The sequence below is a fragment of the Phocaeicola intestinalis genome, assembly GCF_014837065.1.
Classification (GTDB): Bacteria; Bacteroidota; Bacteroidia; order Bacteroidales; family Bacteroidaceae; genus Phocaeicola; species Phocaeicola intestinalis.
The window spans coordinates 1-22,422 of the sequence record NZ_JACSPP010000064.1; the positions used below are offsets into that span (position 1 = coordinate 1).

Below are 22,422 nucleotides of genomic sequence, written 5' to 3' on the forward strand. Positions count from 1 at the left end.
TTCCTCATCACAGAAGCGAAAATGCCTCAAAAACTCATCCCAAATCATCGCACGATAAATTCAAAACAGCTTCTTATCAAATCTGTGTATTCTGTGGTGAGTTTTATCACAACACGCCGAAATGTTTCAATGCGTTCAGGATGCCGTCTTCGTCTACCGATGTCGTTACATAGTTGGCGGCCGCCTGCACTTCGGGAGCAGCATTTCCCATGGCTATGCCTGTGCCCGCATGACGTAGCATCGGGATGTCGTTTCCGCCATCGCCGAACGCCATGGTGTCTTTCAGGTCGATGCCGTAATAGGCGATAACTTTGTCGATGCCGTGGCTCTTGCTGTTTCCCCGTGCGATGATGTCAGCAAAGAGGGGATACCAGCGCATCGGTTCGCAGTGTTTCAGTATACCCGAAAATACTTTGTTATCATCATCCGCCTTGAAGTAGCCCATGATTTGCAGAATTTCCTTGCCTCGTGCATATTCGATGGGTTGTACGGGAGGTATGTCGATTTTTATCAGGTCTGCTACTTCCTGTACAGCCTCGTTCACCCCTGTGATGAACCATGTATCGTCGTGGACGAATACGAACGGGAGTTCCGGATGTTGTTTATTGAACAGGATGAGGCGTTCGATGTCATCTTCCGGAATGCTGCCTTTGTAGATGTCTTTGTGGTCGGAAGTGAAGCAATAGGCACCGTTCAAGGTGATGTAGCCGTCAAAAGGCAGATTGCCCACTGCTTTTTGCATCAATACTTTGGGGCGTCCGGTTGCGATGAATACCTTGATTCCCTTTTCGCGTACAGCGGCAAGAGCTTGGCGGGTAGATTCGGGAATTGTATGGGTATGAAATGATACCAATGTCCCGTCTATGTCGAAAAAGATTGCTTTGACCATAAGTTGACTTGTATTTCTGGGTACAAAAGTAGACAATTCCCTGCATATTTACAAATGAAGCGTGGTGGTTCCTTGTATCAGGCAAAGCAACAGTACACCTGTCATGGCGAGGATGACCACTATCACCAGGCAGTAAGTGAACATCAGGACCGTCTTCCAGAAGCTGCGCCACCATGTGTAGAGGTATAGTTGGTGATAGTCCCACCAGAAAAGGAGGAAGATGAACCAGAAGGGGACTTCATAGAGGTCGTCTACGTGTGCCGTGCCATTGAACGGTACTACAAGGGTACTGATAAGCAAAATCTGTGTAGCGATGTATGCCTGTATGAGGATATGTTCCATCAGGTTGAACATGTCGGGTTTCCTGCGCCGGTAGAATGCCCAGCGGGTGGCGACGGCAAGCAAGGGCAGGGTAAGAAGAATGTGAAAAGCCTTGTTGCCGTGCCCCCATCGTTTCAGCAGGTTCCATACATTCGCCAGAAAGGGTACATCTTCCAGCCATGTTTCTACTTTTGTGTAGACGGAGGACGATATTTCATCAAGGTCGCTATTAAACTGGGGCTTGCCGGCAATGGAGTCTTGGCGTTGTATTTCGGCTAGTGCCTTTTCCGTTTCGCTGATGGAAATTTCAAGGCTCTTTTGCATGGCTGGATTGTCTGTCTGTCCTTTTTCGAGTTCCAGCTTGTCGATGGTAGCTTGCAGGGTTTCTGCTTTTGTGAGTGGAACATCGTTTTTCTTTGCGGTCTGTTCTTCTTTCTTTTCCCGTATTTCGGGTATTATCAGCTGGGCGGTGAGCGTATAGAAGGCGGTCATCAGGAATACCATTGCCAGCGGGAGGGTATAACCTATGCGCCGTCCACGGATGAAGTCGCGCATCATGTGTCCGGGACGGTAGAGTAGTTCCAGCAGGGTATGGGCGAACTTCCCGTCTACGCGGAACACGGTTCGGAGTATATTGCCCACAATGCCTCTCAGTACATATCGCGGAGTGTTGCGGCTTTGTCCGCACCGCGGACAGTAGTTGCCCGTGAACGTATCGCCACAATTCTTGCACGTGCAAGGTTTAGTGTTCAGTGGCGGAGCTACATTGCCACGTATCTGCCAGATATGGAATACACGCAGGCGCACCGTGAGAGGATGCAGGAAAGAGGCAAGTGCGTTATGCCATGCAAGGGGGAGTATGCGCCGGCGCTGTGCGGTGAACCACAAGCTGAGGAGAAACAAGGTCGGGAAGAAAAATGTGTCAGCTTCCGACAGGGGAAACAACTCGTAATAGCAGAAGAACAGTAGCAAGAGCAACCAAAGGATTTGTCTGATATGAATAGGTTTTTTTGTACGTGAAGTTCGATTCATAACGTTTTTTGTTTGCAAACTTAACAAAAACCTTTGTATTTTGTATCCGGTTGTACTAAAAATCCGTGTATTGCTTTTCGTTTGACGTCCGCTTTGTTTTACGCGATAAGATAAAAATCCGATGTCTTCTGTATGCCTTTCCAGAGGAAGTTATAAGTGTCAGTAGTTCCAGAGCATTGAAACCATAGTTTCATATTATTAAAACTATAGTTTCATTGCACTTAAACTTTAGTTTCTATATTATGAAACTAGCTGATACTGTTATCTCCTCTGTTCGATGAATATCGTATGGAATGTCGGTACAGCTGTGTGGATTAGCCGTCCTTGCGGTAAGCGAATATGCCGAAGGAATGCTGGAGTGCCGGAACTGCCTTTAAGCGAAGGTATAGAGTAACGCTTTCCGCCTATCGGAAAATGAAAAAAAGAAACCTTCTTGGCTCAATCCGCTGAAAAGTGCAAGGTTATTCCACGGAAATTTTATACTTTTGTATTCCTGTTGCCGGAGTGTGGATGGCAGAAATGAAAGGTACGAATCTATGTCGTCTGTGGTGCGGCCAGGGTGAATCAAGTATATATAATATAAGGTATAGGGAAATATGGCATATCAATACAGTCGGATAACGGTAAAAATAGGAAGCAATGTGCTGGCACGGAAGGACGGGACGCTGGACGTGACCCGTATGTCGGCACTGGTCGACCAGGTAGCAGAGTTGCACAAGGCAGGAGTGGAAGTGGTGCTGGTCTCTTCAGGAGCAGTCGCTTCGGGGCGGAGTGAGATAAAGGTTTCGCGTAAGCTGGACAGCGTAGACCAACGGCAACTGTATTCGGCCGTAGGGCAAGCCAAATTAATCAACCGTTATTATGAACTGTTCCGCGAGCACGGCATAGCCGTAGGGCAGGTGTTGACCACGAAAGAAAGTTTTGGCACACGCCGGCATTACCTGAACCAACGGCATTGCATGCAGGTGATGCTGGAGAACGGAGTGATTCCCATAGTCAATGAAAACGATACCATTTCGGTGACCGAACTGATGTTTACGGATAACGATGAGCTTTCGGGCTTGGTGGCTTCGATGCTTGATGCGCAGGCGTTGATTATCCTGAGCAACATCGATGGCATTTACAATGGTTCGCCTTCAGAGCCTGGCACTTCGGTGATACGGGAAGTAGAGCAAGGGAAAGATCTGTCCGACTATATACAGACCGAAAAATCCGGATTCGGTCGGGGTGGTATGCTTACCAAGACCACTATTGCCCGTAAAGTAGCAGACGAGGGTATCACGGTTATTATCGCCAATGGAAAACGGGATAATATTTTGACCGATTTGCTGGAGTATCCCGAAGACACGGTTTGTACACGGTTTGTGCCTGCATCCGAAGCTGTATCGAGTGTAAAGAAATGGATAGCCCATAGTGAAGGGTTCGCCAAGGGAGAGTTGCACTTAAACGCTCAGGCTGTAGAGGCATTAAAAGGCAAGAAGGCGGTAAGTATCCTGCCGGTAGGTGTAACATGCATCAAGGGAGATTTCGAAAAAGATGATATAGTGAGGATTATGGATGCCGGAGGAATACAGATAGGGGTAGGGCGTATCGGAGTAAGTTCGGCAGATGCCAGACTGATGTTGGGCAAACATGGAAAACGTCCGCTGGTGCATTACGATTATTTGTATCTGGAATGACAGATAATGTATGGATGAAATGCATTTGTTTTTTGCAGGCATTCTTTTTTTATCTATATTTGCCATCAAAATGTGGTTTTTAGAGACATGAAAATTATCTGTTTATTCCTTTTCCTATTGGGAGTGGGGCAATGTTGGGCAGTATCGGAGGTGCCCGATAGTGTCATCAGTTTTGAATACATACAACGGATTCATTTGCAGGAACCCAACCAGACATTACAACTGTTGGATTCCATCGAAGAGCATCATGTGCCAGGGTTACAGCCTTTCGAGATAGACATGTTGCGAAGCATGTGTTATGAGGTAAGGGGTGAATATCTGCTGGAGGAAAGATTTGCGCGGAAAGCTTTGGCTCAAGACTCTATACGGTTGGTTCCCATGCGGAAACTGAGAGTGCTGGCAATGTTGCTTACGACTTTGGTCGAACAGGGGAAAAACGAAGATGCTATCCGTTTCGGAAAGCAGATGATGGAGCTGGCACGTCAATTGGATAGACCGGATAAAGAGGCTAGCGTATATTTTAATTTAGGACGCATGCACCGGAATATGGAGCGGAGGGATGAGGCTCTGACATTTTACCGGAAGGGCATCAGTCTTATCGAAGATACCAAAAATGTAAGTGTCATGGCACGCCTTTCTACAGCTTATGGTGGAATGATGGGAATCTTTATTGATAGTGGTAATTATGAGGAAGCCATTAAAATAGGCAAACTGCGTGAGGCATTGATACATCGCATGAGCAAGATGTCTGGTCCGCCTGCCGGATACATTGACCAGCAATATGGGTATTGTTATTCGAAAATGGCATACATTTTTTTACTGGCAGGTAAAAAGGAAGAAGCGGCTGAATATTACAATCGTTTTGAACAGACCGAAATGTCAAAGTCACCTTTCGGTGCCAGTGAGATTGTTCCATACTTGTTGGAGATGCGGCGATATGAGGAAGTGCTGCGTTTGAATACGGTTGATATGCTGGCTTACCGGCAGGGAGGAAATGGCAATGATACGTTAAACTATAATTATAGTGTGATATTAGACCGTTTTGCCCAGGCATATCGTGGGTTGAAACTTTATGAGAAAGCGGATGCCTACCAGCAACGGCTTACTGTGTTGCTCGATAGCATTTATAGCCGTGAACAGGCGAGTCGGGCACATGAGTATGCTACGGTTTTCCGCTTGCATGAGAAAGAATTGCAACTGGCAAATACGCAGGTTGAAGTGCAGAAGCGCAATTTCCTGATGGGTGGTTTATGTTGCTTATTGTTCTTTTTGGTAATCTTTTTAGTGATTGCTTGCCGGAATCTGACTATTACCCGTCGGAAAAACCGCATAGCTGTAAAGCAAATCGAAGAACTGTTGGCACAACGTGAAGAATTGCATAAGGTTTGTTGTGGAAATCCTGAAGCATTGAAAAATCAGGAAAGCCAACCTGATGGAACAGGAATTTCGGACTCGGTATCGGATTGTGCAGATAACATCTCGATGGAGAACAGGCGTTTTTTACGTATGGAATATGCTGTAGTGAAAGACAAGCTTTTCCTCCAGCCCGATTTTGGCCGAGATGAACTGATAAGCTTGAGCAATATCAATAAGAACGATTTGCCGCGTATCCTCCGTAAGTATGCCAATGCAGATAATGTGAGTTCTTATCTGAATCGTTTGCGTGTGGAATATGCGATAAAGTTGATGAAAGAAAAACCGAACCTGTCATTTGATGCGATAGCCAAAGAAGCAAGTTTCAACAGTCATAGCACTTTTTACCGTGCTTTCTATAAGGTCTGCGGCATGACTCCGGCACAATATATGAAGGCATTCGGAAAAGAGAACGACTCTCAGTTTGAATGAAATCACACAAACTGAGAGTCGTCCGGATTCCGGTCGGTGTGCATGGATTATTGAAGGTTGATTTCTAATGGGAAACTTACGTAAGAGATAAAGTCGTCTCCCCAATTCCCTATAAGTCCTACTTGATAGCTGATTGTTAAGGTGACAGGCTCAGAAACACTGAGTCCGGCATCCCGTATTACCTGATTATAATCATGTTTTCCCATGTTTTGGATGGCTTGGTAGCTTGCCTGCATAGCCATATCCCTGAGATCTTCGTCTGTAAGTTCGGCATGGTCGATGGTGATGGGGATAGAGTTATTTATCAGCTGTTGCTGGTCTTGGTATTCCAAGATGGTTTCAACAATGGCTGGGTCTATGGTCCAAGGAGAGTGTTCTTGGTATCTCACTGTAAAATTTGCAGTACTGCTTTCATCCGAAGAACAGGATGAAAAGATGGGTAACAAACAACAAATGAGAAGCATCATTTGTTTCATTCTTTGAATTTTTTGCTTTGTTTTCATACTTTTTATTTTAGGATTATTAATCTCATCTTCTGACGGTAACCACTAATGTGCTTCCGTTGTCTAATGCCGTTTTTATTTCTTTCTCTCCTTTTGTAACTTTGCATAGGCTTAATTCCTCTCCCAGTACTTCTTCTACTTTCAAACGGCCGATTTCAATCCGTGCCTCTTTCCCGGCAATCTCCTTTACCGAATAGACATCAAACTGCTGGCCTTTGTAAGCACTCAGCGAAGTGCCTAAATCAATGTATACCGTTTTTTGTTTTTCTTTTTTTATTTCACCCCGCTCTATGATAGTGGCATTGACGGGATACCTGGCATTGAAATAACCGGCAATGATTCCGGAAAGGTTACTGAGTGCTGCCGTCACCGCCTTGTCTTCGCTGGCTGTATCAGAACCACTGGCATTGAAAGTACGGCTGTCTTCCATCACGCCGGTATATGCATTCTTTACATTAACGGTTACGCTTATGTTGGCTTCCACATTCGTATAAGGTGTAAACGCTGAATTTTTCAGCCTTTTCCGTTCTTTAAGCGAAGGACCGTTGGATGTAGCACTGATGCTGACAATGGTTCCGTCTGTGTAAAGAAGATTTTTGTCTTGAAGTTTTTCGTTTTGAAATGTTTTCCCGTCTATCACCTGCAGTCTGACTACATTCCCGAATCCTTTGGCGATACTTGCCCTTACATCATCGGCATAATCGGACAGCTGGGTGGTATTTTTCCCTTTTATAATTGATGAAGTGATATTTTTCAATACTTTGCCGGCATTGTCATTTTCTCCTTTCGGAGTGTAATTAAAGTGCCCTATACCTATTTTATAAATGGCGTTTCGTTCTACTTGTGCTTGTATGTCGTGTACAGTTGATAACATAAAGCATGTTGCCAATAAAAAAAGAAGTCGTAAATTCATAAGCCTAAATTGTTATAAGATATTAATTTTTTGCAAAGTTATTGATTCTTTATATCAGACAAAGTGCTAAGAGTTACTTGTCGCTTTCACTTTGTCCGTTATTGTGTCTCATTTTGTCTAATGAAATGAGTAAGAGGCCTTTTTGACTTGAAGGCGTACTATTTTTATAATTTTTCCAATTTTCTGCCGTTCCTTATCAAAATCTTTCGTAATTTTGGCAAGAACTAACAGAATTATAGATATGGATGAACAGATAAAACAAATTGCCGAGCGTTTGCGGGGATTGCGCGACGCATTGGAGCTAAGCGTGGAAGAAGTGGCATCGGACTGTAAACTGACAGCTGAAGAATACCGTGCCCTTGAATCAGGAGAAAGCGACCTCTCGGTCAGTCTTTTGCAACGCATCGCCCACAAATATGGCATTACGCTAGATGAACTGATGTTTGGTGAGGAGCCGAAGATGAAATCGTATTTCCTTACCCGTAAAGGGACAGGAGTTTCGGTAGAACGTACCAAGGCTTATAAGTATGAATCACTCGCTTCGGGATTTAAGGACAGGATAGCCGACCCGTTTATTGTGACGGTAGAACCTAAACCCGAAGGTACTGCCGTATACTTTAACACACACGAAGGACAAGAGTTCAACTTAGTAATAGAAGGCCGCCTGTTATTGAACATCAATGGGAAAGAACTGATACTGAATCCGGGTGACAGCCTGTATTTCGATTCAAGCAAGCCGCACGGCATGTTGGCGCTTGATGGAAAAACCGTGAAGTTCCTTGCGGTAGTGATGCAATAAAATTGGTTTATATAATGGAAATTCACCACAGGGGACACAGGGTATCACAGAGGTTTTAAATTTTCCTCCGTATGCCTCTGTGTTCTTTGTGGTGAAAAAAACGAAACACGTATGTTAGAAAGATTTGTAAGTCAGACAACTTTCTCCTCGCAAGAGGATTTCATCAAGAATTTTAGAGTAAATGTGCCTGAGAATTTCAATTTCGGGTACGACATCGTGGATGCTTGGGCAGCAGAACGTCCGGAAAAGAATGCACTGTTGTGGACCAATGACAAAGGCGAATGTATCCAGTTCACTTACGCCGATTTGAAGAAATATACCGATATGACCGCTTCTTATTTCCAGAGTCTGGGAATAGGCAAGGGCGACAAAGTGATGTTGATATTGAAACGCCGCTATGAGTTCTGGTTTTCGATTATCGCTTTGCACAAGATAGGAGCTGTGGCGATCCCTGCTACCCACTTGCTGACGAAGAAAGACATTGTCTATCGGTGTCAGGCTGCTACTATCAAGATGATTGTAGCTGCGGGTGAAGGAGTGATTCTGAAACATATCGTAGATGCAATGCCTCAGTCACCCAGCGTAGAAAAGCTGGTCAGCGTAGGTCCTGAGTATCCCGAAGGATTTGAGGATTTTCATAAAGGCATCGAAAATGCTGCACCTTTCACACGTCCCGCGAATGTAAACACCAACGATGACATCATGTTGATGTACTTCACCTCGGGCACTACCGGCGAACCGAAGATGGTGGCACACGATTTCACCTATCCTTTGGGACATATCACTACGGCGAGCTTCTGGCATAACCTGCACGAAGACAGCCTGCATTTTACCATTGCCGATACAGGCTGGGGCAAGGCTGTGTGGGGAAAACTGTATGGGCAGATGATAGCAGGGGCTAACATTTTCGTCTACGACCACGAGAAGTTTACACCTGCTGATATTCTGAAGAAGATTCACGATTATCACATCACTTCACTTTGTGCACCTCCCACCATTTACCGCTTCCTTATCCGTGAGGACTTGAACAAATACGACTTGTCTTCATTGGAGTATTGTACCACGGCGGGTGAGGCGTTGAACTATTCGGTTTACGAAACCTTCCTGAAGATAACGGGCATCCGTTTGATGGAAGGATTTGGACAGACCGAAACTACCTTGACACTTGCCACTTTCCCGTGGATGGAACCCAAGCCGGGAAGCATGGGCGTGCCTAATCCTCAATATCAGATAGACCTGTTGAAACCTGACGGCCGCTCTGCCGAGGATGGCGAACAAGGACAAATTGTGATACGTACCGACAAAGGCAAACCGCTGGGGTTGTTTAAGGAATATTATCGTGCGCCCGAACTGACCCGTGAGGCTTGGCACGATGGAGTATATTACACCGGTGATGTGGCTTGGCGTGACGAAGATGGTTACTATTGGTTTGTAGGACGTGCCGATGATGTCATCAAGAGTTCGGGGTATCGCATCGGTCCGTTCGAAGTGGAAAGTGCCCTGATGACCCATCCAGCCGTAGTAGAGTGTGCCATAACGGGAGTGCCTGATGAAATCCGCGGTCAGGTGGTGAAGGCTACCATTGTATTGGCAAAAGATTATAAGGCAAAAGCCGGTCCCGACTTGATAAAGGAACTTCAGGATCATGTGAAGCGGGTAACTGCTCCTTATAAATATCCGCGTGTGATAGAATTTGTCGAAGAATTGCCTAAGACTATCAGCGGGAAAATCCGCCGCGTGGAAATCCGGGAAAAGGACAATGGATAAATAAAACAAGACCGGGCATCGTTGCTGGAATGCAGGATGCCCGGTCTTGTTATGGAACAAAATACGAAATTTTATTTCTTAATGCGGTTGTAACGGTTCATGAACTTGTCTACACGTCCTGCGGTATCAACCAATTTTGATTTACCTGTATAGAACGGGTGAGAAGAACTGGAGATTTCCAACTTTACCAAAGGATAAGTTTCGCCTTCGAATTCGATTGTGTCTTTGGTTGCACAAGTTGAACGTGACAAGAACATGTCGCCATTTGACATGTCTTTAAATACTACCGGACGGTAGTTTTCAGGATGAATGCCTTTTTTCATTTCAGTATATACTTTTTATTGTTATTATTCAATGTTTTGTTGGTAACATCCGATTCTCTTTTCGGACATTGTTGTGTAATGGTTTGTTTCGGGTTGCAAAGATACGGCTTTTCTTTGAAATAGAAAAAGTTTTGGATGTTTTTTCACGAGAGAATTCGCAGATTTCTTGATTAAGGAGATGAAAACCGGAAATAAACAATGCTTTCTTTGTTTTTTATTCTTCAAAGGGGGGCAGGGTGTTTGGTTGTCAGCCGTTTGTTGTTTTTGCTACCTTCACTTTGCATCCTTGCTGATTCTTAAAAAAAACGTGTGAATTTTAATAAAACACCTTAACATGGATTGTTTTTTCGGGAAGAATGTGGTGGATTTGCCACATTTCTTTTTACATTTGCAATGGAATTAATTTCACTAACAATTATAAAACGTACAACAATGGTTAATTACAAAGACTTAGGCTTGGTAAACACCAGAGAGATGTTTGCTAGAGCAATTAAAGGTGGATACGCTATCCCGGCTTTCAACTTCAACAATATGGAGCAGCTGCAGGCTATCATCAAAGCTTCGGTAGAAACAAAATCTCCGGTTATCCTGCAGGTTTCTAAAGGTGCGCGTAACTATGCAAACCAGACCTTGCTTCGTTACATGGCTGAAGGTGCTGTAGCATTTGCTAAAGAATTGGGTTGCGAACATCCTGAAATCGTTCTTCACCTCGACCACGGAGATTCTTTCGAACTCTGCAAGTCTTGCGTAGACCTCGGTTTCTCTTCAGTGATGATTGACGGTTCTCACCTGCCTTACGAAGAAAACGTTGCTTTGACTAAGAAAGTCGTTGAATACGCTCATCAATATGATGTAACTGTAGAAGGTGAACTGGGTGTATTGGCTGGTGTAGAAGATGAAGTTTCTGCAGAACACCATACTTATACTAACCCTGAAGAAGTTATCGACTTCTCTAGCCGTACAGGTTGCGACTCGTTGGCTATCTCTATCGGTACTTCTCACGGTGCATACAAGTTCAAACCCGAACAATGCCACGTAGATCCGAAGACAGGTCGTCTGGTTCCTCCTCCTTTGGCATTCGACGTATTGGATGCTGTAATGGAAAAACTTCCGGGCTTCCCCATCGTATTGCACGGATCATCTTCAGTTCCTCAGGAATATGTAGACATGATTAATAAGTACGGAGGCAAGCTGGAAGCTGCTATCGGTATTCCTGAAGACGAATTGCGTAAGGCTGCTAAATCTGCAGTTTGCAAGATTAACATCGATTCTGACTCTCGTCTTGCCATGACAGCTGCTGTTCGTAAGGTATTGTTCGAAAAACCGGCTGAATTCGACCCGCGTAAATATTTGGGCCCGGCTCGTGACGAAATGGAAAAGATGTACAAACACAAAATCGTTAACGTATTGGGCTCAGACGGCAAGTTGGCTCAATAATCATTGCTTGTAAAAAGCATAAAAACTTTATACACCTATAACTATAAATGTGAGCCGCCCCTTCGTGATGGAGGAGCGGCTTTTTTGCATCATGCTAATCAGGATTGAAAAGGAGTTGGCAGAAGTTATCGGCCACCGGGCTGGGAGTTATACCATGCGCGGTATGGATTTGTGCATTGCTCAGCACATTTCGTACCGCTTCCGTAGAGTGCACATCCTCTCTATCCTGTGGCATATACAAAATACATAAATGAATGCCGCGGGAATATATCAGCCATTTGAGGCTTGCATTTCAAGTAGGAAGAAAGCTTATTCTACTACCCATTTCGGGTCGTGCGGGAAGGTGACACGCGGATTGTAGTACATTCTTTCTTTGTCAGGGATGCGGAGGTAGTACGTTTTCGAGCCGTGAACGTGCAGGGTACGTGAGCGGAGCCAGGGATTCATCGTGCGCAGCAGGGCGTATGTGATGCCTTGGCTCTTGGCGAAACGGGGCAAGTCCTCGATGGTTTCTTCTACTTTGATTTCACGATAAGGGATGGGAGGATAGAGATCGGATGCGTGCAAGCGGAAACCAAAACGGGTGGGGTCGGCAAACAGCATTTTGGCTGCAAGGATGCGGTAAACATAGCGGGCAGTTTCTTCAACCAGTTGGAGGTCAAGGGCATCTTCTTCGTATTGCCGGTCGAGCTCACGCGAGATACGTCCTTGTCCGGCATTGTAGGACGCAGCTACACTTATCCAGCTTCCGAAACGTGCATAAGCTTGTTTCAGATAGCGGCAGGCGGCACGGGTAGATTTCTCTACGTGGTAGCGCTCATCGACTGAATTGCCTACTTCCAGTCCGAATTCGCGTCCTGTGGCGGGCATAAATTGCCATAGACCTGCTGCGCCGGCAACTGAACGTGCCAGTGGATTGTTGTTGCTTTCAATAGACATCAGGTATTTGAAATCATCGGGCACGCCGTTTTCGCGCAGGATCGATTCTACAATGGGAAAGTAGCGGTTGGCGCGTTTAATCATCTGCAAAGTGGTACTGTGCATATATGAAAAGGCTAGCAGTTCGCGGTCCATACGTTCGCGGCGGTCAAAGCGGGCAAGCGAGATGGTTTCGCCACAGAAGGTCATGCTTTGTGGCACTTCGATGCAACTGTTGGACAATGTGGCAGAAGAGGATGGCTTTTCGGAGGTTTGTGCCCATAAGGATAGGGTACAAGCAACCAGTGCCAGAAAAAGAGCAGTCGCAGACAATCCGAAAGGGAATGATATTTTCATTTTCTTATGAGGGTTATTCTTCAAGGGTAAAACTTTTCAGTATGGTTTCAGGAAGTGGGTCGGCAGGGTCGGTGTATACAATAGAAACATAGAAGCCGCTCGTGTCTTCTTTGGTGAGCAGGTAACTGTACAGACATTGGTCGCTTTCACAATTTCCGCGTAGGAACACTCCGTAGAATTGCGGAAGTTCGAAATCGACGGTAGGGCTTTGCTGGGTCACTTCGTCATCTGTCGCAACGTTTTTCAGTTCCTGTGCTATTTCCGAGCGTTGAATGCCTTCACCGTCGAGCAGTTGCACTGTGATGAAATAAGTGGGGGTGCTGATGATGTAACCTTCTTCCGAGTCGTCTTCTACGGTATAGCCTGCGGGTGCCTGGAAGGCAATCCCGTAGGCTTGCCATGCAGCAGGTTGTAAACTCTCGGCACTTACGTCGCTTATGGCAAGTGTGATGATAAGAAGAAATGCCACGACAATTGTTTTCATACCTGTCTCCGTTCTACTACTTTTCGTGCATATACTTCTTCTTCCTTATTCACCATAACCAATACTTCTCCTCCTATTCCGGAATAAGGTGAGGTTACGGCGGAAAGAGTTTCGTCTTTCAACATTGCTGATACGCCTGCCGATTCCAATAATCCTTTTATCAGTTCGGCTTCCCACAGACCACCTCTGTAGACTTCTACTAATGAACCATACGATTTTGCTTCCATAACTGTATATTTTTAGTTTATCTATAACCAAAGATAGGAAAGTTTTATGAAAAGAGGAAATTAATGGGCAAAAAAGTATCGGATTCATCGAAAGAATCTTACATTTGTGTGGATAAAAAGGACTTGAATGTGTAAAAAGGAATAAGTGTATGAATATTACCGACACCTTACAGAAAGTGAGACAAGCATCGCGTATGTTGCCTCTGCTGGAAGAAAAACGTATCAATGAAGTGCTGCGGGCTGTATCGGAAGCTATTATCAGACAGACTGATGACTTGTTGAAGGCGAATGCCGAAGACTTGCGGCGCATGAATGAGAGTGACCCGAAATATGACCGGTTGAAATTGACTCCCGAACGTTTGAGAGGCATCGCTTCGGATATGATGAATGTGGCTTCGCTGCCTTCTCCATTGGGCAGGATATTGGAAGAAACAGTGCGTCCTAACGGATTGCGCCTGAAAAAGGTGAGTGTGCCTTTCGGGGTTATCGGCATTATCTATGAAGCGCGTCCCAATGTGAGCTTTGATGTGTTCTCGCTGTGTTTCAAGAGCGGAAGCGCTTGCGTATTGAAAGGCGGGCATGACGCGGATTGTTCGAACCGTGCCATCGTATCTTTGATTCACGAAGTGTTGCAACGGTTTAACCTGGATGCACATCTCGTGGAACTCCTTCCGGTGGAGCGGGAGGCTACGGCGGAACTGCTTCATGCCGAAGGGCTGGTCGACTTGATTATCCCTCGCGGGAGCAAAGGATTGATAGACTATGTGCGCCGTGAAGCCACCGTGCCGGTTATCGAGACAGGGGCAGGTGTGTGCCATACGTATTTTGATGTAGCGGGTGACTTGAAAAAAGGTGCTGCTATCGTGAATAATGCCAAGACACGCCGGGTAAGCGTATGCAATGCGTTGGATTGCTTGCTGGTGCACCGGGAACGTCTGGCGGACTTGCCTGAATTATGTGCGCCCCTGCAGGCATCGCAGGTGATTTTGTATGCGGACGGACCTGCCTGTCAGGCACTCGAAGGGCATTATCCCGCCGCATTGCTTTGTCCTGCCTCGCCGGAAAGCTATGGCACGGAATATATGGATTATAAAATGGCTGTCCGTACCGTGTCGGGTATAGAGGAAGCACTTGCCCACATCGATACCTATAGTTCGAAGCATAGCGAATGCATTGTGACGGAGGATAAAGATACCGCTGCTTATTTCCAGCGCATGGTAGATGCGGCATGTGTGTACGTCAATGCACCCACATCGTTCACCGATGGCGCCCAGTTCGGGTTAGGGGCTGAGATTGGCATCAGTACGCAGAAGCTCCATGCCCGCGGACCGATGGGCTTGCGCGAGATTACCACTTACAAGTGGTTGATAGAAGGAGATGGACAGATTCGAGATAATTAATAATAGACAATTAATAGTTATAACTGTATGAGAACTTACACGAATGTATTTGACTTGGGCGACCTGAAGACCGCCCTTTCCGAAGCTTTTGAAATCAAGAAAGACCGGTATAAATATGAGGCATTGGGCAAACACCGCACTTGCTTGCTGATATTCTTTAATAATAGCTTGCGCACACGGCTTAGTACCCAGAAAGCCGCACGCAATCTGGGCATGGACGTAATTGTGCTCGATGTGAACCAGGGAGCGTGGAAGCTGGAGACCGAGCGTGGCGTGGTGATGGACGGAGATAAGAGCGAGCATCTGTTGGAAGCTATTCCGGTGATGGCATCCTATTGTGATATTATCGGCGTACGCTCGTTTGCCCGTTTCGAGAGCCGCGAGGATGATTATACCGAAAAGATTCTGAATCAGTTTATCCAATATTCGGGCAAGCCGGTATTCTCCATGGAAGCAGCTACGGGACATCCGCTTCAGGCTTTTGCAGACTTGATAACCATTGAAGAATATAAGCGTACAGAGCGTCCGAAGGTGGTATTGACATGGGCACCTCATCCGCGTGCCTTGCCTCAGGCTGTGCCCAATTCGTTTGCCGATTTCATGAACGAAGCCGATGTGGATTTTGTGATTACGCATCCTCACGGTTACGAACTCGACCCGAAGTTTGTACGTGGCGCCAAAGTAGAATACGACCAGATGAAGGCTTTCGAAGGAGCGGATTTCATTTATGCAAAGAATTGGGCATGCCCGGGTGTGACCAATCCTGCTGATTATGGTAAGGTATTAAGTAAGGATATGAGCTGGACGGTAGATACAGCGCACATGAAGGTGACGAATGACGCGTTCTTCATGCACTGTCTTCCGGTACGCCGTAACATGATTGTGACCGATGATGTGATAGAAGCTCCTACTTCGTTGGTAATCCCTGAAGCTGCGAACCGTGAAATTTCGGCAACGGTCGTGCTGAAGCGTATGTTGCAAGCGTTGTAAGTTAATAGTTGCTAATGAATAATGCGAATCAGGAGTTAAACGTAGTTATGTTTCACGGGAGTTATCACTTCGTTCAGGAGTTATACTTCACGCGGTATTTATTTTGTGCATTTTGTATATGCCACGTAGTAGAGACGATGTGCACATCGTCTCTACAGAAGCGGCGCAAAAAGGTATTGGCATCTAACTCCCAGCCCGCACCGGCGGGCGATAACTACCTATAACTTCCTTTTAACTCCTGATAGGCATAATTTACTATTTTTCCACTTCCTTGCCGTATTCTTTCCAATTGTCAAATCCTTTGTCGAGGTTGTAGACTTTATATCCTAAGTTGGTAAGGATGCGGGCGGCGTTCCGGCTTCTGCGTCCGCTTTTGCAGTATACAGCCACAGGACGGTCTTTGTCGAGCATTTCTTCGGAAGCAGCAGCAAAATGGTCTTCCAGTGCATTGATGTTCAAGCTGCCCGGAATGTGCCCTTCACTATATTCTGCTACCGTACGCACATCTACCCGTTGCACGTTTTCATCTTGAATCAAGCGGTCGAACTCATCGGCTGTGAGATTCTTGAATTTGTCTTGCGGTCTGGCACTGCATGCCATCAGTCCAAGCAGGCAAACAATTACGAAAAAAAAGAAATAAAGTGGTTTAATCATAAGGCTTGGTGTTTTTTTTTGTTGTTATTTGTGAGGGAGGGCGTTATTTTCTCCATTTTCAATAAGTAAAATCTCTGTAAGTTTCTCCCTCTTTATATGTATTGAGCCTGAAGCGTATTTTGTCTCCTGTATGCAAGGTGTCCCGATAGCGGCGGAGCGGTACGGAAAGATAAGCCTGTTCCGTAAAAGCTTCATAGTCGTTGTTGCTGTTATGGAAGAGTTGCAGGTTCAGTGTACGTATGTCCGAAGCATCGGCTGATATGCTGTCTTCTATGAAATAGAAAGCATGTGTCTGGTCTTTTCGCCGTACTTCTAAAATCAGGTTCAGGTAATCGCCCGAACGCCAGATGCTCTGTATGTCCACGGGATCGGTATAAATGCTGTCTTTCCATGCACCTGCCTTGACGGGGTAAGGAGAAATTACCGTTCTGCTGGAATAGAGTATGGCTTCTGGTTCATTTCCGTCCGTTTGCTCATTCAGAATTTGATATACAGATACCGTGCGGTATAGGGTATCGGCACGAAGACCGTCCAGACCTTCTCGAGGTTGTACGGCATAATGTTCGCCATCATCAGCTATCAGGTGGGTAATGGTTCCGGTTGCATCGGTCTGGAGATCGATGAATTCTGTTATGACGCTGGGGTATACATAGGTTTCTTCCTTGCATGCAGCCAGTAACAGGCATAGGAAGGAAATGTATGCGAAGATACGTTTGGTCATGTGTGTAATGCTTTCAGGTGGTTGATGACAGGGTTGGCATACATCGTAAGAATGCAGCGGCGTAAGAACGGCAGGTCTTTATTGGGTAAGTCAATCAGTTCGAGCCTTTCTTGCAGGTATGTTTCAAATTTTGTCACGTCGGCAGCATTGTATTGTCCGGTAAATTTTTGTGTATCTTCCAAAAGGTCGCAAGCGATATAGTTTCCCGGATATAAGCGATAGTTGAGGTGGATATGCTGGTCGATAAGTTGGGCAATCTTTAAGAAAAGTTCGTTTTTGGGGCATCCTCGTAAGGTCTCCAGTTCATCGTTGATGCACGGTGCGGTCTGGAAATACACTTTTCCTTTGTATCCGAAGATACCGGTCTGCATATTGGTCAGGTCGTCTTGCTGGCTTTTCTTGAAGTTTTCGATATCTCGCTTTTGCTGCATTTCCTTGGCTTTCAGGAAATCGCACGGGTCGTATTCATACGACAAGGAAGTGGGAACAATGTTCAGCTCCTTCAGGTAGTCGATGGTGTCTCCTGTGCTTCCCAGTGCCAGCATTTTCAGTACACTTTCTTGTGTCCGGTCGTTCGAATCCTTAGCGCGTCCTTCCCGTTGGGCTATCCATACATTTTCTTTTTTCTGTGTAATGGCAAAATGAATATAGCGTGACATGCGTGCAGATGAAAGTAACATCTGGCGCATACTGAGGGCACGCTGCACGATGAATGATTTGTTCACTCGTACCAGTTTCTTGATCCATGGGTAGATAAGCAGGTTGTCACCGATAGCTATTTCTACTGTAGTAGGGAAATGGTTGTCTAGCAGTCCGAGGGAAAGAAATCCAGGGTCGAGCACGATATCACGGTGATTGGATATGAAGGTGTAGTTCTTTTCCTTGTCGGTCAGTGAAGAAGCATTCAGTGTGAAGCCGTCGCTGTGTTCTTTGATGATTTGGTGCAGCAACGGATAGAATATGGTTTTTTGTACTTCCAGGTTGTTTTTGCACTGGTGCAGCTTATGGCTCAGCGTATCAAGAGGCATGCCTGGCATAATCAGGCTGATGACAGCCTGAAAAGCGGGGTCGGCAAGTAGTTCATCGAATATCTGTGGAAGCTCTTCTGGCGTATACGGACGTATTTCATCGAATTCGGCTGGAATGTTCATGGCGTTTGGTTTTAAATTTTGTCTTCAAAGGTAAGCATTTTAAATGAAGAATGAAGAATTAAGAATGAAGAATTCCATGCAGGCAAAGCAATTCTTCATTCTTAATTCTTCATTCTTCATTCCGAGAAGTTGTCTTCTATGATGTCGGTCATAATTTCTTCCATATTGATGCCTGCGGCACGTGCTTGCTGTGGAATGAAGCTTGTTGCGGTCATTCCCGGAGTGGTGTTGATTTCAAGCAAGTTGATTTTTTCGCCTTCGGTGATGATATAGTCTACACGTACCAATCCTTTGCATCCCAGAATATCGTAAATGGCAGAGGTGAGCTTTTGTACGCGTCCGGTCAGTTCGGGGCTGAGACGTGCGGGGGTGATTTCGGTCACCTGTCCGTTGTATTTGGCATTGAAATCGAAAAACTCGTTCTTGCTGACCACTTCCGTGATAGGCAACACCACCGACTTGTCCCGTGTCTTGTAGCATCCGTTCGCCAGTTCAATGCCGTCCATATAGGCTTCTATCATGGCGTCATCCGATTCGGCGAAAGCCGCTTGCAGGGCAGGTTGGATTTGTTCTTTGGTTTTCACCTTGGTTACGCCGAAGCTCGAACCGCTGGCATTGGGCTTGATAAAACAAGGCAGTCCGATTTTCTCGATTACTTCTTCATCGCTGATGCCGTTCCGTTTGTGTACCAGCATGGATTCTGCGATACGTATCCCGAAGCTTTTCAGATATTGGTTTGTCATGAACTTGTTGAAAGTCAGTGCGGATACCAATACGTCACACGTGGAGTAAGGGATGCCGAGCAGTTCGAAATAGCCCTGCAGGATGCCGTTCTCGCCCGGTGTGCCGTGGATGGTGATGTAGGCGAAGTCGGGCTTTATCTTTTGCCCGTTCTCCATAAAGCTGAAGTCGTTTTTGTCGACCGTGCTCTTCGAGCCGTCTTCCAGGATGGCATTCCAGCCTTTGTGTCCCAACTCTATGGTATATACTTTATAAGTTTCTTTATCGATGAAGGAATAAATTCCTTCTGCACTTTTCATGGAAACATCGTGTTCCGATGAGTCTCCTCCTGCTACGATAGCAATGATACGTTTCATGATTCTTCTCGATTACTGATGTATGCTCTCCATTTTTCCAGCAAATGTGTCATGTCTTCGGGCAATTCGGAAGTGAAAAACAGTTCCTTGCCTGTGCGGGGGTGAACGAATCCCAGTGTCTTGGCGTGCAGCGCTTGCCGGGGACAAATGGCGAAGCAATTGTTCACAAATTGTTTGTATTTACTAAAATGAGTTCCTTTCAATATTTCGTGCCCTCCGTAACGCTCGTCATTGAACAGTACGTGCCCGATGTGTTTCATGTGTACACGTATCTGGTGCGTGCGTCCGGTTTCGAGTACGCATTTCACGAGGGTGACATATCCCAGACGTTCCAGTACCTGATAATGCGTTACGGCATGTTTCCCTTGGGTAGGGTCGCTCATCACCGCCATCTGCATACGGTCTTTCGGGTTACGCCCGATATTGCCCTCGATGGTTCCTTCGTCTTCATCGATGATGCCCCATACCAGTGCATTGTATTCACGTTTTGTAGTTTTGTTGTAGAATTGCATGCCCAGATGGGTTTTGGCATCCGGAGTCTTGGCTATGACCAACAGGCCGGACGTGTCTTTGTCTATGCGGTGCACCAGCCCTACTTGCGGGTCGTTCGGGTCATACGTAGGCACATTGCGCAGGTGCCAGGCGATGGCGTTTACCAACGTGCCGTGATAGTTCCCGCAACCCGGGTGTACCACCAGCCCCGCCGGTTTGTTTACCACCATCAAGTCATCGTCTTCGTACACAATATCCAGAGGGATGTCTTCGGGGATAATGTCGTTTTCATACCGGGGACGGTCCATCATGACGGTCAGTACATCAAGCGGCTTTACTTTGTAGCTGCTTTTTACGGGTTTCCCGTTTGCCATGACGTATCCGTTATCTGCAGCCGTTTGGATACGGTTGCGCGATGCGTTGACGATACGTTCAAACAAGTATTTGTCGATGCGTACCGGTGTTTGCCCTTTGTCTACGGTAACCCTGAAATGTTCGTATAATCCGGACGAGGAGTTTACCGGTTCGATATCGTCCAATGAGTCGTCCAGCTCAGTGATGTCGTTTTCTTCCATTCGTCTGTCTGTATTGTCTTTTTTAGAACCAAGAGTCATCTACTTGTGCTTCGCTTTCCTGTTCCAGGTTGAGTCCTAAAGTATCGGTAGCAAGGGAGTCACGCAGGTGAGTGTTTCCGATGCACAACGTCAGGACAGCCTCGAATGGCACTTTGTCACCCGACTTCAGGCTCTTGCCCCGATATTTGATGCCATATACCCAGTCTTGTTCTCCAGGTACCAGTTCCGGTTCGGTCAGTTTGAATTTCATGGCTTTCAGCTTTGCAGCTGCCTGACGTACGGAACTGTTGTCGATAATGTCGGGGATTCGCACACGGGGAACCTCCCGTGTGTTTATAGTAAGATATATGGTGCGTCCTTCTTTTACGCGCATGCCTCCTTCAGGCTTTTGTTCGAGTATGATGCCCGGAGAGAGTTCTTTCACGTATGTAGAGTCTACCACTACGCCCTGCATGTTTTGGTTCTGAAGCAAGAGTTGTGCTTGCTCCAATGACTTGTGCTTGACGTTGGGGACAAGATACGATTGCCCATGATGTGTATAGGCATCCAGCCAGAACAATGTTCCGCCAATGGCTGCCAGAATCACTACCACCATTCCGATGATGTTCAGCCAGAAGAAGCGGTTTTGCTTGAACGAGAAAAAATCTTTCAGCTTTATCATAATCTTAGTCTTATGAAAATCAGTCTTTGGTTATGCCTGCAAAGATACAATAAAAAAGAAAAGCCACAAAACACTGTCTCAGCATCTTGCGGCTCTTAGCTTTTTCTTTTGTCTCGGACTTATGCTTTAACGCCGTTATATTCGTCAGAGACAGTCAGTTTCTTACGACCTTTAGCGCGGCGTGCAGCCAATACGCGGCGGCCATTAGCAGTTGCCATTCTTTCACGGAAACCGTGTTTGTTTTTTCTCTTTCTGTTCGAGGGTTGATAAGTTCTTTTCATTTTTCGTATCTAATTATGTTATTATTCCATGCGTTCGGGCTGCAAAAGTAGTGACTTTTTTTAAATAAACCAAATGGCTAAATCATTTTTAGACAAATCTTTTTGTGTTTTTTCGTGATTTAGATTAATTTTGCACCCGAATTGATAGTGATGAATACAAATCAATAATAACATAAATAAAGAATTCAGTTATGATTAATGCTCAAGACATTAAGATTGGAACCGCAATCCGTATGGATGGCAAGTTGTATTTTTGCATCGACTTTTTGCATGTAAAACCGGGTAAAGGAAATACCTTTATGCGTACGAAGCTGAAAGATGTGGTAGACGGATATGTGTTGGAACGCCGCTTCAACATCGGCGAAAAGCTGGAAGATGTACGTGTAGAGCGTCGTCCTTATCAGTACCTTTATAAAGAAGGTGAAGATTATATCTTTATGAACCAGGAGACTTACGAACAAGTGCCCATCGCTCGCGACCTGATTGAAGGCGTTGATTTCTTGAAAGAAGAAATGGTGGTAGATGTCGTATCAGATGCTTCTACAGAGACTATTCTCTACGCTGAATTGCCGGTGAAGGTACAGCTGAAAGTGACTTATACCGAACCGGGTTTGAAAGGTGATACAGCTACCAATGCCACCAAGCCTGCTACGGTGGAAACAGGTGCTACCGTACGTGTGCCTTTGTTTATCAACCAAGATGAAATGATTGAAGTGGATACACGCGATGGTTCATACGTTGGCCGTGTAAAAGCTTAATCAGGTATATACCTTATTATATATAGGCTGCGTTTTCGGTAAGGGGGAATGCAGCCTTACTTTTTTAGAACCTGTTTTAGAAGCTGTTTTGAATTTCTCCAAAAAGTTTTTCTTGGCTTGATGTATCCGTTTTCGTGTGTGCTTTGGG

The 22,422-nt window shown here is 45.7% G+C and carries 24 protein-coding genes; 8 read left to right on the forward strand and 16 right to left on the reverse strand.

The features are described from left to right. Positions 1 to 106: 106 nt before the first annotated feature. Complete coding sequence (locus H9625_RS14845; protein WP_087250933.1) at positions 107 to 889, reverse strand: Cof-type HAD-IIB family hydrolase; 783 nt, start codon at positions 887 to 889, stop codon at positions 107 to 109. A 48-nt stretch (positions 890 to 937) separates the two neighbouring features. Further along, the gene (locus H9625_RS14850) at positions 938 to 2,242 is read right to left on the reverse strand and encodes a DUF3667 domain-containing protein (RefSeq protein WP_191765114.1); all 1,305 of its coding nucleotides are present in this window, start codon (positions 2,240 to 2,242) and stop codon (positions 938 to 940) included. A 596-nt stretch (positions 2,243 to 2,838) separates the two neighbouring features. On the opposite strand from H9625_RS14850, the gene proB reads away from it, so the two are divergent. Both proB and H9625_RS14860 read left to right on the forward strand, forming a co-directional pair. Then, the gene (gene proB / locus H9625_RS14855; protein ID WP_087250937.1) at positions 2,839 to 3,921 is read left to right on the forward strand and encodes a glutamate 5-kinase; all 1,083 of its coding nucleotides are present in this window, start codon (positions 2,839 to 2,841) and stop codon (positions 3,919 to 3,921) included. An 87-nt stretch (positions 3,922 to 4,008) separates the two neighbouring features. After that, on the forward strand, positions 4,009 to 5,766 hold the full coding sequence (locus H9625_RS14860) for a helix-turn-helix domain-containing protein (RefSeq protein ID WP_191765115.1): 1,758 nt from the start codon (positions 4,009 to 4,011) through the stop codon (positions 5,764 to 5,766). Positions 5,767 to 5,813: 47 nt separating this feature from the next. Here H9625_RS14860 and H9625_RS14865 read toward each other — a convergent pair whose 3' ends face one another. Beyond that, on the reverse strand, positions 5,814 to 6,155 hold the full coding sequence (locus H9625_RS14865) for a hypothetical protein (protein WP_191765117.1): 342 nt from the start codon (positions 6,153 to 6,155) through the stop codon (positions 5,814 to 5,816). A gap of 139 nt (positions 6,156 to 6,294) precedes the next feature. Continuing rightward, on the reverse strand, positions 6,295 to 7,143 hold the full coding sequence (locus H9625_RS14870; protein ID WP_087209641.1) for a hypothetical protein: 849 nt from the start codon (positions 7,141 to 7,143) through the stop codon (positions 6,295 to 6,297). A 280-nt stretch (positions 7,144 to 7,423) separates the two neighbouring features. On the opposite strand from H9625_RS14870, the gene H9625_RS14875 reads away from it, so the two are divergent. Both H9625_RS14875 and H9625_RS14880 read left to right on the forward strand, forming a co-directional pair. Then, the gene (locus H9625_RS14875; protein ID WP_013617872.1) at positions 7,424 to 7,981 is read left to right on the forward strand and encodes a helix-turn-helix domain-containing protein; all 558 of its coding nucleotides are present in this window, start codon (positions 7,424 to 7,426) and stop codon (positions 7,979 to 7,981) included. A gap of 111 nt (positions 7,982 to 8,092) precedes the next feature. Beyond that, entirely contained in the window at positions 8,093 to 9,748 is a 1,656-nt protein-coding gene (locus H9625_RS14880) for an AMP-binding protein (RefSeq protein WP_191765119.1), read from the forward strand. 71 nt (positions 9,749 to 9,819) lie between these two features. Here the strand turns inward: H9625_RS14880 and H9625_RS14885 are convergent, their stop codons facing one another. Next, positions 9,820 to 10,071: a type B 50S ribosomal protein L31 gene (locus tag H9625_RS14885; RefSeq protein ID WP_087250946.1), complete on the reverse strand. Its 252-nt coding sequence runs from the start codon at positions 10,069 to 10,071 to the stop codon at positions 9,820 to 9,822. A gap of 432 nt (positions 10,072 to 10,503) precedes the next feature. Here H9625_RS14885 and H9625_RS14890 point away from each other — a divergent pair, with 432 nt between their 5' ends. Then, the gene (locus H9625_RS14890; protein WP_087250948.1) at positions 10,504 to 11,508 is read left to right on the forward strand and encodes a class II fructose-bisphosphate aldolase; all 1,005 of its coding nucleotides are present in this window, start codon (positions 10,504 to 10,506) and stop codon (positions 11,506 to 11,508) included. 94 nt (positions 11,509 to 11,602) lie between these two features. Here H9625_RS14890 and H9625_RS14895 read toward each other — a convergent pair whose 3' ends face one another. The 4 genes from H9625_RS14895 to H9625_RS14910 form a co-directional block, all read right to left on the reverse strand. Further along, positions 11,603 to 11,743: a hypothetical protein gene (locus tag H9625_RS14895; protein ID WP_162614446.1), complete on the reverse strand. Its 141-nt coding sequence runs from the start codon at positions 11,741 to 11,743 to the stop codon at positions 11,603 to 11,605. Positions 11,744 to 11,817: 74 nt separating this feature from the next. Further along, positions 11,818 to 12,783, reverse strand: a complete 966-nt coding sequence (locus H9625_RS14900; RefSeq protein ID WP_022038816.1) for a lytic transglycosylase domain-containing protein — start codon at positions 12,781 to 12,783, stop codon at positions 11,818 to 11,820. 13 nt (positions 12,784 to 12,796) lie between these two features. Continuing rightward, entirely contained in the window at positions 12,797 to 13,267 is a 471-nt protein-coding gene (locus tag H9625_RS14905) for an amidohydrolase family protein (RefSeq protein ID WP_022038815.1), read from the reverse strand. After that, a complete protein-coding gene (locus H9625_RS14910; RefSeq protein WP_022038814.1) occupies positions 13,264 to 13,494 on the reverse strand; it encodes a DUF2007-related protein in 231 nt (76 codons plus the stop codon). The genes H9625_RS14905 and H9625_RS14910 overlap by 4 nt, the downstream gene beginning before the upstream one ends. Before the next feature lie 149 nt (positions 13,495 to 13,643). Here H9625_RS14910 and H9625_RS14915 point away from each other — a divergent pair, with 149 nt between their 5' ends. Next, positions 13,644 to 14,894 carry a glutamate-5-semialdehyde dehydrogenase gene (locus tag H9625_RS14915; protein WP_191765121.1) on the forward strand — a complete coding sequence of 417 codons (1,251 nt, stop codon included), beginning with the start codon at positions 13,644 to 13,646 and terminating at the stop codon, positions 14,892 to 14,894. A 27-nt stretch (positions 14,895 to 14,921) separates the two neighbouring features. Beyond that, positions 14,922 to 15,884 (forward strand): Rossmann-fold NAD(P)-binding domain-containing protein, encoded by a 963-nt coding sequence (locus H9625_RS14920; RefSeq protein WP_013617457.1) that lies wholly within the window; start codon positions 14,922 to 14,924, stop codon positions 15,882 to 15,884. Between the two features lie 255 nt (positions 15,885 to 16,139). Here H9625_RS14920 and H9625_RS14925 read toward each other — a convergent pair whose 3' ends face one another. The 7 genes from H9625_RS14925 to rpmH all read right to left on the reverse strand — a co-directional run bounded on the left by H9625_RS14925 (position 16,140) and on the right by rpmH (position 21,516). Then, positions 16,140 to 16,538 (reverse strand): rhodanese-like domain-containing protein, encoded by a 399-nt coding sequence (locus H9625_RS14925; protein ID WP_087251120.1) that lies wholly within the window; start codon positions 16,536 to 16,538, stop codon positions 16,140 to 16,142. Positions 16,539 to 16,596: 58 nt separating this feature from the next. After that, entirely contained in the window at positions 16,597 to 17,259 is a 663-nt protein-coding gene (locus H9625_RS14930; RefSeq protein WP_191765123.1) for a NigD1/NigD2 family lipoprotein, read from the reverse strand. Next, on the reverse strand, positions 17,256 to 18,410 hold the full coding sequence (locus H9625_RS14935; RefSeq protein WP_022038810.1) for a 1-acyl-sn-glycerol-3-phosphate acyltransferase: 1,155 nt from the start codon (positions 18,408 to 18,410) through the stop codon (positions 17,256 to 17,258). Before H9625_RS14935 ends, H9625_RS14930 begins: the two co-directional genes overlap by 4 nt. Positions 18,411 to 18,526: 116 nt before the next feature. Then, complete coding sequence (locus H9625_RS14940) at positions 18,527 to 19,507, reverse strand: D-alanine--D-alanine ligase (RefSeq protein ID WP_022038809.1); 981 nt, start codon at positions 19,505 to 19,507, stop codon at positions 18,527 to 18,529. Further along, the gene (locus H9625_RS14945) at positions 19,504 to 20,574 is read right to left on the reverse strand and encodes an RluA family pseudouridine synthase (RefSeq protein ID WP_087251124.1); all 1,071 of its coding nucleotides are present in this window, start codon (positions 20,572 to 20,574) and stop codon (positions 19,504 to 19,506) included. The genes H9625_RS14940 and H9625_RS14945 overlap by 4 nt, the downstream gene beginning before the upstream one ends. Before the next feature lie 22 nt (positions 20,575 to 20,596). Then, on the reverse strand, positions 20,597 to 21,235 hold the full coding sequence (locus H9625_RS14950) for a PASTA domain-containing protein (protein WP_022038807.1): 639 nt from the start codon (positions 21,233 to 21,235) through the stop codon (positions 20,597 to 20,599). A 119-nt stretch (positions 21,236 to 21,354) separates the two neighbouring features. Next, entirely contained in the window at positions 21,355 to 21,516 is a 162-nt protein-coding gene (gene rpmH / locus H9625_RS14955) for a 50S ribosomal protein L34 (protein WP_022038806.1), read from the reverse strand. Positions 21,517 to 21,707: 191 nt separating this feature from the next. Between rpmH and efp the strand changes: the two genes are divergently transcribed. After that, positions 21,708 to 22,274, forward strand: coding sequence for an elongation factor P (gene efp / locus H9625_RS14960; protein WP_022038805.1), 567 nt, complete (start codon positions 21,708 to 21,710; stop codon positions 22,272 to 22,274). Positions 22,275 to 22,422: the final 148 nt, after the last annotated feature.